The following is a 12,703-nucleotide window of genomic DNA, read 5'->3' on the forward strand; positions in this document are numbered from 1 at the left end:
GAATGTAAGGATACGACAGAGTCGAATGGTATTTATCCCGTCAAGATCCCTCAGTAATGACATTCCTTTTTTATCAAGGTAATTTATATAACTGACATTTATGATTTGGCGTTGTCGTCTAGCCAGAAAGAGAGAACCTGTTTCAAGGAATTTCCTGTTACTAGACACAGAAATGTTTCGGTCGAGAGCAACCGCTAAGGGACCGATGATTCTCACATGCTGACTTTGTAATGAGGTAAAGATGACAATAAATTACAACTCCATTGGCGATATTCACAATTCTCTTGGACATGCCAAAGATATGAGTCAAGAGGTTAGAGTTAAGAATGGAAAAGCATACCTTAAAGATAAAAAAGCGTCCTTTCCTTTCGTCGTTTCACGAGCAAGAAATCGGCATAGAAACGATTGTAAAAAATTGCTTATCAGTACACTAGCTAAACACCATAAGATGACAGAGCAGGATGCCGAAATAGTATTGAATGGTGTTTTAGCTGATCAAAAAACAGTTCGAGTGGGCGATGTCAAGGCGCTAAACGAATACGTTATGACCTCTAGTCTATCTGGCTTGTTCGAACAGCAAAAAGAGCAAATACAGAAAGAGAAAAATGATTTGGTATCTCAGGGTACAGTCACGGCTGCAAAAAACGAGTTAGATAAAGGTACTTTTACAAAATCTATGTTAGCTAAGTATCCACTAACACAAACTGATTTTGATACTTTAGTTAAAGAATCTATCGGGGAGAAAGCACTATGGGGAACTGAAGACAAAGGTCGAATTGAGCAAGCAATTAGTCGCTTTGTAAATATGGATAAGCTCTACAGCGCCAGAAAAGAGACGATTAAGGCAGAAATTGATGGGTTAGCTTTTGCACGAAAGTCATCACTAGACCAAGCAAGTTTAAGACAAAAAAACACGCTGACTAACTTCTTTGTTAGGGTTGGGCTGGCTAAAGTGGGTGAAGAGATTACATTAAACTCTTTGCATGAAGCCAATCAAAAAAGAAAGGCAAGGAATGCGGAGCGCAACGCAAATAACCCTCAAAAGCCCGCTAAAAAAGAAGTACAGAAAACCCATACTGACGATCCTACTATACCGAAAAGAACCAACTTTAGTAGGGCACTAGAAAAATTAGCAAATGCAGCAGCTGAGGAGCAGCGAGGTGACCAGCCCGCCCATTTAGATGAAATGAGAAAGCTGTTTACTAGTGGGTTACATTCTTCTTCCGGTGAATCAATGCTTAAGAAGAGTTATGGTGCAACAGGGCTAACACCTTGGACTCAAAATGGTATTTTAGAGAAGATGTTCACCAATAAAGGTGGTGTTTGCTTTGGCTTGGCTGCTAAGTGGGGCAAGGATACTGCTATTAATGATTCTTTCTTTCAAAGTATGGAGTTGAAGAATGGTCACAGAAATGGTTTGGACGAAGCGGTCTGTGTGTATGAAGGTCAACGTTTTGGTAAAGAGGAAGTGATCGTTCGCCTAGGTCTTATTGGAATTAATACCGATAACATCGAAAGCAGAGGATTAAACTTCGATCAAGGTGAACTAAAAATACATGCTTTAAGGAAAAACTTTGCAGAGAGTGGTTCAGCGAGTGGACATGCTGTAGCAACTTACTCTTGTTCCGAGCAAGGAAAGGAAAAGTATGCTTTCTTTGACCCAAATTATGGGGAAGTCACCTTTAAAGATAAAGAAAGCTTGGAGGTTTTCTCTAGAGACTTTGTCAATATTGTCTATCCACATTTACCTGCTCAAGGTAGCATCAACTGTGATGTATTTATCCGATAAACACTAAGTATTAGTAGTAGTGGCACTCCTTTCATAACCGTAATATTATGCAAGGAGTGCTTATGAGTTATTTGATACCATAGAAGAACACTCAATATGGCATCGTCCTTCCTAGATATTAAATATATTTTTAATTGCGCTTTCTGCACAGGCTGTATCTAAGTGTCCACCCGGTGCGCCGCCCACGCCAATCGCTCCTATGATGACGTTGTTCATTTGAACCGGTACACCGCCTGCCAAAAATAGTAAGTTGTCATCCATGTTTTGCAATGGCTGAAGAATAGGTTTGTCGGCAATCAGATTCATTAGATTTGCAGAAGATTGCTTCATACTGGCCACGGTAAAGGCTTTTTTACGTGAGCTTTCCAGAGTGTGAACACCTGCACCATCAGCTCGTAGTTGAGCTAGGATGTTACCTGACAGGTCAACCACAGTTGCTGTGACTTTATAGCCATCAAGCTCACACTTATGCACGGCTTCCTTAACCAGCGAGAGTGCCGCTGTGGACGAAATTTGATTAATGGAAACCGTTTGGTTTTTGTCTGCTGCTGCTGAGCTAAAAGATAGGGCAGCAGAGAACAGACCAAGAGCAGTAACTAGCGCGTTTTGTTTTAAGTTTTTCATAATGACTCCATCTAACACATTGTTGTTATCAACACAGTCAGACTACCAAGAGCACTATTACCAGAAGCTTGCCCAAAGATTACAAAAATGTAATCTAGATGAAAATCACCAACTATTGTTGATAAAGTAGATTGATGCAAGCGCCATCAAAGTGAAAGGCTAATGAAAATATTATTGATAGAAGATGATGCTCACATCGCCCGTTTTCTGCTTAGCGGGTTCCAGCAAGAGGGGTGTACAGTAACCCATACGATAAATGGTGTGGACGGACTGCACGAAGCTAGCACGGAATCTTACGACGTGATTATCCTAGATCTGATGTTACCGCTGAAAACAGGTTTTGAAGTACTCGAGCAGTACCGAGGCCAAGGGTATACCACACCAATTATTATTCTTAGCGCAAAACATTCGGTGGAGGAAAGGGTTGTTGGGCTAAGAGCTGGTGCGGATGATTATTTAGTCAAGCCTTTCGCTTTCCCTGAGCTTTTAGCACGGTGTCAATCGCTCTTTCGCCGAGGGAAGCAAAGCTCACCCCAATCTTATGAGCTGAAATATTATGATCTGGTTTTGGATTTGATGAAACATTCATTGGTGAGGGCGGGCAAGGCTATCGTGCTAAACCAGCGAGAGTTTGTATTGATGAAGCTTTTACTGGAGAACCCAGAGGTCGTGTTGTCAAAAACCGCGATTTTAGAGCAAGTTTGGGGTCATCAGTTTGATCCTCAAACCAATGTGGTTGATGTGTTGGTGTGTCGCTTAAGAAGTAAAGTTGATAAGGGTTTTGACAAACCGCTGATTCACACACTGAGGGGAGTTGGCTATGTCCTCAAGTCGCAACATTAAGCAGGCACTGATTAGCGCTGAAAAAAAGTTATTACTGCGCTTTATTGGTTTGCTTTTATTTTGTCTGCTACTGGTAGAGCTCGCTGTCGGCATGCTTTTTTTCTATGATCTTTATCGCGCTGAAACCAAGATACTTGCGTCTATGGCCTCAGAATATCAGCGAATATTGAAATATGATTCTGCGCAGCGTTTAACTCATGTGCTGGAAGCAAACCCAGAACGTTTGATTGATAACAACATTAGCGTGTTTGTGACTGAAGCTAACAAACCAGATCAAGTAAAGCTTATCGTCGGAGATGAAATGCTTTCACCAGGCCTTGGTTCAAGGAAGCAGCAACAGGAGAATAGAAATTGGATCGAACATTTCATTTTCAACCCTTATCTTGTTGTGCCAGTAAAAGGCGAGACACAAGATTTTTGGTTAGTGCTTGATAACCAAAAGCGTTACGTGATTGCGTTTGAAAACTGGATGACGACTGTGTATGCAATGCTTGTTATGTTAGTGATTACTTCAATTTTTACCCAGCGGATTATTCGCAATGCCATGACCCCATTGGTGACATTAGGTACCTTATTGGAAAAGCTTCGTCAGGGTAAGTTAGACAATATAGACCCTATCAAGGCACCGCAAGGGCTAAGTCTTGTGAGTGCAAGCGTTCAAGAAGCCGTGACCAGTTTGCACCATACTACGACAGTGCTTAACACCACAGTTGATGCTATTGCCCATGATATTCGCACTCCATTATCTCGAATTATATTGTCCTCTCAAACGGCTCTCATGAGTGAAGAAGATAGGGATGAGAGCCAGATAAAAGAGGCCTTAGCTGATTGCGCTGAACATGCGATGCAGGCCAGCAATATGCTGACCGCATTGATGAAATTAAATGATGAGAGAGTGGGAAAGCGTGAGATAAAAAAGGTTTCGACCAATGTCAATCAGGTGGTAGAAAAGGTATCAAGCTGGTTTGAAGACGTCGCGGAACAAAAAAAGATTACCTTAGTGACAAACTCAGTTGAAGAGGTCGTGATTGAATCAGATCCAGATAAGCTGACTCAAGTTTTAGTTAATTTAATGGACAATGCGATCAAATATACACCTCAAGGTGGCCAAGTCTCTGTTGGTATTGAAAAATCGTGTGATAAAGGTGTGACTATTCATGTGATTGATTCTGGAATTGGTATAGAGCCAAAATACCAAACATTAGTTTTTGAAAGGCTATATCGAGTTGATGCTAGCCGTAGCAACACGCAAGGGTATGGGTTAGGGTTATCACTAGCTGCTGCTATGGTAGAAAACCTAGGAGGAAAAATAGAGCTATTTTCACAACTGGATCAGGGAAGTCGGTTTAGCATTATTTTATAATTTTTAGTCGTAAATAAATCGTCAAACTAATTATTATTTACTCACCTTATTTACTTGGTTAGGATTGCCATCGGTTGGTTATATTAATGCAATTTTCTGGAGGTTATATTATGCTCAAAAAATTATTATTCATATCTTTTTTACTTCCATGTTTGGCTTTTGCAAACGAGGGGGCTTTGGAAAGCTCAAATACGGACAGTGTGAGCTCTTCTGAGACTTTAATTCCTGGTGGGTGGAGTGAGTTTCGCACAACATTAACTCGTGATGACTACAGTATCTTTTATCAAGCATTGGGGGGCTTGGTCGGCGTTTCATACTCACCGTTTGCGGTCTCATCAAGTGTTACTGCAGGAATGAGCTATAAATTTATTTGTAATGCACAGGCAACATACCCAAATGCGCCAATTTATGCTGCTGTAGTTGAGGTGTACCATCCGATAAATGGCATACCAGAACTCGTTTCTATTAATGAAATAAACTAAAGTTAATCTTATATAATATTTAAAATATCAAATTTACATATTTATATTGGTGTGTGTTTTATATTTAAATTCATATTGGTTTTGTTGGTTGTTAATTTTTAAAAAACGGCTAACTGACAATATAGTACAATATTAACGCTCAGTTAGAACACACGGAAATCAATATTTTCCGTGTGTCCTAGTTTGATTTAGTTGATTGGGGTTATAGTCATCTCGGCATTAGTAAAGCCAAGTAATTCAAGCTCTTGCTTGTTGAAGTTACTTGATACTTCAAGATTACCCACTCTCTGTGTCGGTATGCTAGGATTGATCAAACTCGCTCTTGTGATCGATCTCGCTTGGCCTATTTCTATACTCCCAGCGAACTGAGATTCCGCATAAAAGTCTCCAGACACATACGAATAGAAGGGTCTTAAACTGGCTCCAGCAGCATACTGTATATTGTCAAGACCATATTCGTCGATTGCCCAGCTCCAGTCCCACCATTTTACTTCGCCAGGAATGTAGCGGTGATCCCATTGATAATGAAGATCTTCACCATGCTCACTGGCTCGGCCCATAGTAAAGGTATGAGGGTGATTGGGTCGGTTTTCTGGGTGACTAGACCATGCATTTCCACTCCAGCGTAAAAAGCCATTCAATTCGACGTCGTAGCTAATGTTTGCCCCAAAACGATAGGGGTAAGAAATGCTTGAGCGATACAGTTCGACTCGAATTGGAATTTCAGAATTTGCTGGCACTGTGGGTCTGGCTTGAAGCATGACATGTTCACTATTTGCTCCCCCATTGGTACTGGCAAAGCTTTGATGAGCTTCAAGGCTAATGGTGAGTTTAGTGTCGCCGACCAGAGGCCACTTAAAGGTGTTTTCCGTGGTGACTCTTTGAGCAAAACCGAAGCTGTGCGATTTTGACCAGTTGGTTGACTCATCGACTTTTAGATCGACCACCACTTGCTGGGGAATATCAGTGTGGTTTCTGGCAACTGCAGTGATAGTTTTCAATAGTTCTCGTTCTGATTCAGTGACAGTTCCGTGCCAAAAGTCGTCTTTATTGAGAGTATAAGCGAAGTTGTCTACGGTGATTTTAGTTTTTTCATTGCAGCGATAGCCATTGCAGGTACCCTTGTTATTTCCTTGAATTACCCAACCTTCACCTTCACGCCTTATGTCCATGTCTTCACCAACATACTGACTGTGGTTGCCCCCGACCCATGCATAACCGAGATAATGTGCCAGATAACTCAGTGGTCTGACAAAGTGTTCTTGATTAGTGACGAGTTGATACTGAATCTCGAGTTCGCTACCTTCGTTGATGGATTTGGAATCGTAATGTGGGATGCCTGATATGGCCTGTTTGGGATAGCACCAAGTTTGACTATTTTGCAGGTCCTGCTTTATTTGGCCATAGTAGCCTGGTCCCATAATGACCCAATTATTCTCTAGCCCAGTGATTTGCCACTGACCCATTCGAGCAACAAGATAGTCCTTGTGTTGTGCTGCTTCGAAGCGATTTATGGGACGATACCCTGATCGGCAAGTGTCTTCACCGAGAGTATCGATGACTAGCTGATCTGGATATATTTTTGCCTGTACGCTTGCTACTGAGATAGTGAAGATAGCAAGAGATAACACAGGCGTTTTCACGATAGACATAGATGTTCCCCTTCATGTCTGGTGGTATGTGAGGCTGTGTGCTGTGTTAATTTTTTGTTAACTCAGGCCGGCTACCTTTCCACAGTTAGCAATAATGGGGTATTGAAAAGAATTGAATTTTATTCCTTATATTAATCATCTAGTTATGCTGACTTTTTTATTCTCATGGTGAGGGTGTTGAATTTTTCGTCGTGAATACTGGATATCGTACAGAATTCAGCGTTTGGCTAATAGCTTGGCTCGCCCATCCGGTCTTTCTCGGATAATAATGTAATCTTGTCCAGTATAAAGAATATCAATATCTATAGAGTAGGGGTCGTTATTGAGCAGAAGGTAAGGCGAAATTACGGCATCATCCATAACTGGAGTGAGATTCTGTACTGATACTAAGCTTAGACTTCCTGAGACAGAGAAACCATATTGGTTAAACGATAGAGCTTTACCTGCGAAGCGGATTACCACCGGTTCTTTCATAGAACTGTCTTGTATTGAAGCGAGATGGATGACGTGATTATTGTCAATTCGGGTTAGACCATCTGAACGAAAGATGTGCTGGTCATCTTGGATACGTAACTCACTATATTGGTAATGATTGCCCTCAATCTGATTTGACCATGGTAGAGCGAGTACAAAAATAAATAGAGCGATGGAGCAAGTAACTGAAATATAGGGGGTCATGACTGATTTTCCTTTATAAAAGCAGCGACATGCTTTGACAGTAGATTTAGCTGACCGTGAGAATAAGAAATATTGATTGAGCGGCGCTTATCCTTATCCATCAATGAGAGCTCTGTATATTGGTCGCCTTGTTCGAGGTATGCCACGCAGTGGCATTGGTACTGGGACAATAGCTGAAGAAGCTGTGGGTCTAGCTGGGTATGTTGAGCGTAAATTATCTCAATGTTACCGACTTTTTGTGATGTAAGTAAGTGGTTACTATTTAATTCGTTCCAATTCCAGCCATAGTACTTACTTAACGCCAATAGGCCTGCGGCAAATAAGAAGCACAAGGTCGTGATATAACACTTGTTAGCCCGGTAGCGACAAACATTTATCCTAGATTTGTTTGTTCTTACGGATTTAGCTCTAGGAGGTAAATCTGCATGATGATCTTGTGATGGGGGTGTGTCATAGCGAATGGCGTTGGTGACCAATCGATAGCCTACTTTTGGTACTGTGACTATTGGTGAATCTTTTGTACCGAGTTTAATGAGTGCTAGTCTCAACGCACTGATGCTTTTAGCCAGAGACGTGTCACCAATATATTGATTACCCCAAGCGTGTTGAATGATGTCACTTTTCTGTACGACATCAGGAGAATGGTTGAGTAAAACTTCTAGGACTTGAGCCTCTCGGTAGCCAATCTTAGTGGTTAAATGATGGTTTGAGAGCTTGTTGCTAACTGAGTTAAATAAAATCATATCATTAGGTTTACACAGTGATTCTAACTTTCATTGGTCATCACCAATGAATGGCTAAGACAAGGTAAGTACATGAATGCACTAAGATCAATTTGAGAATACCAGTCTTTGAGGCGGCAAAACCCATTTGTGTGACCTTAGCTAATAATACGTACGTGAGTGTGTATTTTTTGCGGTGATATTTCAGTATCTCTCACTCAGATTATGGATCTGTCGGATTATTTCTGTCCTATATTAAATGAGTAAGATGTTATTTGCGGGGTAATATATGAGCTATCAAGCGCTGATCTCTAGAATCAATGAACTGCCAAGAATCGAAAGTGTACTTCAGGAGCTTCTGGAGATGGTAAATAGTGATCAGATTGATTTTAGTGAGCTGGCGAAGAAAATGGCAATGGATCAGGTGCTGTTAGCTCGAGTATTGAGAATGGCAAATTCAGCCCAGTTTGGTGGCGTGAAAGGAGTCTCTAACATCAATGATGCTATCGTTAGGATTGGTATTGGTGCCATTCGCAATTTGATTTCTTCTTCTATTCTTGCCTCGACTTTCCCTAAGCTAGAAACGCTCAATATCAAAGATTATTGGGCTAGCACCTTTGAGGTGGCCACTATCGCCAGCACCATAGCAAAAGAAGTCAAGGTTGATCCTAACGAAGCCTTTATCGCGGGTATCTTACACAATATAGGTGAGTTAATGATTCACTCTCTTGAGCCAGAAAAAGCGGTGGAAATCAATCGCCGTGTAGAGCAGGGTGGTAACCCTATTGAGGTACAAAGAGAGGTTCTCGGCACAGATGCTCAGCAGCTTGGAGCCGCTTTGGCTGAGAATTGGAAGTTCCCCGAAGAGTTGATTGATGCCATTGCAAATGTGAATCATCCTGGTAAAGCGGTTGAGTCAAAAAGGCTTGCATGCTTGGTTTATCTGGCGCGAGATATTCATCATCAGTGGGACACAATAGCCAGTGACAAAGAAAAGCACAGTTACTTAAATAAACATAAAGCGGCCGTGGCGCTAAGAATCACCTCAGATTTAACGGAAAAGATTAATGCGGTTCGCGGTCAGGGTAGTGAGATGGCGTATCAGTTGTTTTAGACTTTAAAGTGATGACTGACAAAGTGCCTTTTTCCTGAACTTGATTTGTTGAATGGCCAAACCCGCAACAATTAATACTAAGCCAACTAATGTTGTTGGGTGTATTTGCTCCTCTATGATCGTTGCGAGTAGCATGAGTGAAATAAACGGTGATGCAAAAATAAGGTTACTGATTCGAGCGGTATTTTGGGTCATTTTCAGTGCGCTTAGCCAGAGTACAAAAGTTATCCCCATTTCAAAAAGACCAACGTAGGTCGCTGCTATCCAACCTTGATATGATATTTGGCTCCAGTGACTGTCTTCCAACCAACTTAAAACAAGTGTACACGGTGTTGCGACGAGAAAGCCAAGTAAAATACCGACCACAGGGTCGGCTTTATTTTTGGTATTCAGTATCCAATAACCAGCCCATAGCAGAGTAGATAATAAGGCTAAACTCACGCCCAATGGGCTATCAAAGTCCATGCTGACAATATCCCCCTTGGTAGCAATCACTATCACACCAAAGTAGCTTAAAACACACGCAATCCAGTCTTGTTTACGTATTTTTTGGTTGAGAAAAACAGCGGCCATCAAAGTCAGTGTGATAGCCCAACTGTAATTTATCGCTTGAGCCTGAGAGGCGGGAAGTAAGTCATAGGCTTTGAATAAAATCAGATAGTATGAGAGAGGATTGATCACCCCAAGCAAGACATAGTAAAAAGGATTTGCGCAAAAGGTTGTACTAATGGAGGAAAGTTTTCCTTGCCAAGCACAGATAAGCGTTAAGGCGATAGTCGATACTATACTGGCAGCCGTTAGCATCTGAATCGGGGTGAATTCTGCCAGTGTGAGCTTAAAGGCCGTCGCTACAGTGGACCATAAAAGTACAGCAGACAGTCCTAACCCTATCGCGCGACGTTCGCTCATGACATTCCCTTGTTAAAAATACAACCAGTTACGTTAGTCTATCGGTTTGATATTAAATCGACAAACTGGACATTTATCCAGTGGTAAAATACCATTTAACTAATATCGAAAATATGAGTTAACTCCCTATTATGCAATGGATTCTAGATAATGCGGTTTTAGTTGTGGCTATGTTAGCTTGCTGTGTGTTGAGCTGTATTGTGGTTGGTTGGTTGGTCAAACAACAGATGAACTTTGAGCATAGGCTTTTAAAACAACAACTTGAATCTAGTCAGCAGCGATCGAATGAGCAAATTAGTCAGTTGCAAAAAGAGCTGGCTCAGGCACAACAAGAGTTGGATGAGCTTGATGGCGCACGAGACAAGGCAGCCTATGAACTCAAACAATTGCATGGTCAGTATATGGCTTCGCTAGAAAAACTTCGCTATATGGAAACAATTAAGCAAGAACGTCAGCAGTATGCAGATGAGCTTGAGACGATTCGAGAGCAAAAAGCTCAACTCGATGCGCAGCTACGAGAGCAAGATGCTCGGCATCAAGAAGAAAATAAAGCCAACCAAGAAAAGCTGCAATTACTTGAGCAGGCGGAGTCTCGCTTAAAGCAGCAATTTGAGCATTTGGCTCATCAGTTGTTTGATGCCAAAACGGCCAAGGTAGACCAACAAAATCGGCAGAGCCTCGAGGGGATATTGTCACCGCTCAAAGAGCAGCTTGAAAGCTTTAAGAAACAGGTGAATGACAGTTTCAATCTGGAAGCCAAAGAGCGTCATACTTTAGTGCATGAGCTAAAAAATCTACAGCGACTCAATGAGAAGATGACTCAGGAAGCGGTTAATTTAACTCACGCGCTAAAAGGGGATAATAAGCAACAAGGCAATTGGGGCGAAGTCGTACTCGCGCGGGTGTTGGCTGAGTCCGGTCTAAGAGAAGGGCATGAATATCAGACGCAAGTGAGTTTGCAAAATGAGGCAGGGAAACGTTTTCAACCAGATGTAATTGTTCATTTACCGAATAATAAGCAAGTGGTTATAGACTCAAAAATGGCATTGGTGGCTTATGAGAGATACTTTAACGCAGATTCAGACCCGCTAAGAGATAAGGCATTAAGTGAGCACTTGCTAGCACTAAGAAACCATATTAAATCTTTATCGCAAAAAGACTATCATAAATTGAAAGGCATACAAAGCTTGGATTATGTGTTGATGTTTGTTCCAGTAGAGCCGGCTTTTCAGATAGCAATTCAGGCTGATCCTAGCTTGATTAAAGATGCGCTAGAGCAAAACATTATCGTGGTAAGTCCAACTACCTTGTTGGTGGCGCTGCGTACCATAGATAACTTATGGCGAAACGAGCGCCAGAATCAAAATGCTCAGGTTATCGCAGACAAAGCGAGTAAGCTCTACGATAAGTTACGTTTGTTTGTTGATGATATGCAAAATTTAGGGGCAGCATTGGACAAAGCGAATCAGAACTATCAAGGTGCGATGAACAAACTGGTAACAGGGCGAGGCAATGTGATTCGGCAAGCTGAGAGTTTTAAGCAACTCGGAGTTGAGGTGAAAAAGCCAATATCCTCCGACGTAACAAGTCTGGCTCACTACGATAGCTTGATGGAAAACAGTTTGATGAACGAAAATGATTCTCTCGCCCAAAGACAACAGGCTGAGGATAAAGTAAACTAATCGCTCACAGCGCTGAGGTCGTATTCATTTATAGCGCTGCTTGGAGAGGAATCATCATGACAGATACGAGCGTGAAGTCTGACACAGCTTTAGAATCAACTGAAACCACGCATTTTGGTTTCACCACAGTAGCCAAAGAGGAAAAAGTCGCCAAGGTTGCGCAAGTATTCCATTCTGTTGCTGCAAAGTATGACATCATGAATGATTTGATGTCAGTAGGTATTCATCGCCTATGGAAACGATTTACCATCGACTGCAGTGGGGTTCGTCCAGGACATCGTGTGCTAGACCTCGGTGGGGGGACGGGAGACTTGACGGCGAAGTTTTCACGTATTGTCGGTGATAAAGGACATGTCATCTTAGCGGATATCAATAATTCAATGCTGAATGTGGGCAGAGATAAGCTGCGAGATAGTGGTATTGTGGGTAATGTTCACTATGTGCAGGCCAATGCTGAAGAGCTACCTTTCCCAGATGATTACTTTGATGCTATTACCATTAGCTTTTGTCTACGGAACGTGACAGATAAAGACAAAGCGCTCGCATCAATGTTTCGTGTATTAAAGCCGGGTGGTCGTTTACTCGTACTTGAATTTTCTAAACCTATATTCGAGCCATTGTCTAAGTTATATGACGCTTACTCATTTCATTTACTGCCGAAAATGGGTGAGCTGGTGGCTAATGATGCAGAAAGCTATCGGTATCTTGCTGAATCTATTCGCATGCACCCTGACCAAGAGACATTAAAACAGATGATGGAAACGGTAGGGTTTGAGAACACCAGTTACCATAATCTGACCGGTGGTATTGTGGCTCTTCATCGTGGTTATAAGTTCTGAGGTGAA

13 protein-coding genes are annotated in these 12,703 nt (G+C 41.8%); 7 read left to right on the forward strand and 6 right to left on the reverse strand.

Translation table 11 applies throughout. The features are described 5' to 3' along the window. On the reverse strand, positions 1-216 hold a 216-nt coding region (locus QQK21_RS13925; RefSeq protein ID WP_284192794.1), incomplete at its 3' end, for a hypothetical protein. A gap of 25 nt (positions 217-241) precedes the next feature. Here QQK21_RS13925 and QQK21_RS13930 point away from each other — a divergent pair. Then, positions 242-1,789 (forward strand): YopT-type cysteine protease domain-containing protein, encoded by a 1,548-nt coding sequence (locus tag QQK21_RS13930; protein ID WP_284192795.1) that lies wholly within the window; start codon positions 242-244, stop codon positions 1,787-1,789. Positions 1,790-1,900: 111 nt separating this feature from the next. Here QQK21_RS13930 and QQK21_RS13935 read toward each other — a convergent pair whose 3' ends face one another. Then, on the reverse strand, positions 1,901-2,413 hold the full coding sequence (locus tag QQK21_RS13935) for a GlcG/HbpS family heme-binding protein (RefSeq protein ID WP_284192796.1): 513 nt from the start codon (positions 2,411-2,413) through the stop codon (positions 1,901-1,903). A 162-nt stretch (positions 2,414-2,575) separates the two neighbouring features. On the opposite strand from QQK21_RS13935, the gene QQK21_RS13940 reads away from it, so the two are divergent. The 3 genes from QQK21_RS13940 (at position 2,576) to QQK21_RS13950 (ending at position 5,101) form a co-directional block, all read left to right on the forward strand. Next, the gene (locus QQK21_RS13940; protein WP_284192797.1) at positions 2,576-3,256 is read left to right on the forward strand and encodes a response regulator; all 681 of its coding nucleotides are present in this window, start codon (positions 2,576-2,578) and stop codon (positions 3,254-3,256) included. Further along, positions 3,234-4,619: a sensor histidine kinase gene (locus QQK21_RS13945; RefSeq protein WP_284192798.1), complete on the forward strand. Its 1,386-nt coding sequence runs from the start codon at positions 3,234-3,236 to the stop codon at positions 4,617-4,619. The genes QQK21_RS13940 and QQK21_RS13945 overlap by 23 nt, the downstream gene beginning before the upstream one ends. Before the next feature lie 110 nt (positions 4,620-4,729). Further along, the gene (locus QQK21_RS13950; protein WP_284192799.1) at positions 4,730-5,101 is read left to right on the forward strand and encodes a hypothetical protein; all 372 of its coding nucleotides are present in this window, start codon (positions 4,730-4,732) and stop codon (positions 5,099-5,101) included. Between the two features lie 188 nt (positions 5,102-5,289). On the opposite strand, the gene QQK21_RS13955 is transcribed toward QQK21_RS13950, so the two are convergent. From QQK21_RS13955 to QQK21_RS13965, 3 genes are all read right to left on the reverse strand, one after another. Beyond that, entirely contained in the window at positions 5,290-6,753 is a 1,464-nt protein-coding gene (locus QQK21_RS13955) for an aerolysin family beta-barrel pore-forming toxin (RefSeq protein WP_284192800.1), read from the reverse strand. A gap of 216 nt (positions 6,754-6,969) precedes the next feature. Then, a complete protein-coding gene (locus QQK21_RS13960; RefSeq protein WP_284192801.1) occupies positions 6,970-7,431 on the reverse strand; it encodes a hypothetical protein in 462 nt (153 codons plus the stop codon). Then, positions 7,428-8,174: a winged helix-turn-helix domain-containing protein gene (locus tag QQK21_RS13965; protein ID WP_284192802.1), complete on the reverse strand. Its 747-nt coding sequence runs from the start codon at positions 8,172-8,174 to the stop codon at positions 7,428-7,430. The genes QQK21_RS13960 and QQK21_RS13965 overlap by 4 nt, the downstream gene beginning before the upstream one ends. A gap of 268 nt (positions 8,175-8,442) precedes the next feature. On the opposite strand from QQK21_RS13965, the gene QQK21_RS13970 reads away from it, so the two are divergent. Continuing rightward, complete coding sequence (locus QQK21_RS13970; RefSeq protein ID WP_284192803.1) at positions 8,443-9,267, forward strand: HDOD domain-containing protein; 825 nt, start codon at positions 8,443-8,445, stop codon at positions 9,265-9,267. 3 nt (positions 9,268-9,270) lie between these two features. Here QQK21_RS13970 and QQK21_RS13975 read toward each other — a convergent pair whose 3' ends face one another. After that, positions 9,271-10,176 (reverse strand): DMT family transporter, encoded by a 906-nt coding sequence (locus tag QQK21_RS13975; protein ID WP_284192804.1) that lies wholly within the window; start codon positions 10,174-10,176, stop codon positions 9,271-9,273. A gap of 131 nt (positions 10,177-10,307) precedes the next feature. On the opposite strand from QQK21_RS13975, the gene rmuC reads away from it, so the two are divergent. Together rmuC and ubiE are read left to right on the forward strand one after the other, a co-directional pair. Continuing rightward, positions 10,308-11,858 (forward strand): DNA recombination protein RmuC, encoded by a 1,551-nt coding sequence (rmuC, locus tag QQK21_RS13980; RefSeq protein ID WP_284192805.1) that lies wholly within the window; start codon positions 10,308-10,310, stop codon positions 11,856-11,858. Between the two features lie 56 nt (positions 11,859-11,914). Further along, the gene (gene ubiE, locus QQK21_RS13985) at positions 11,915-12,697 is read left to right on the forward strand and encodes a bifunctional demethylmenaquinone methyltransferase/2-methoxy-6-polyprenyl-1,4-benzoquinol methylase UbiE (protein ID WP_284192806.1); all 783 of its coding nucleotides are present in this window, start codon (positions 11,915-11,917) and stop codon (positions 12,695-12,697) included. Positions 12,698-12,703: the final 6 nt, after the last annotated feature.

The sequence above is a fragment of the Vibrio zhanjiangensis genome (assembly GCF_030161235.1).
In the GTDB taxonomy this organism is placed as follows: Bacteria; Pseudomonadota; Gammaproteobacteria; order Enterobacterales; family Vibrionaceae; genus Vibrio; species Vibrio zhanjiangensis.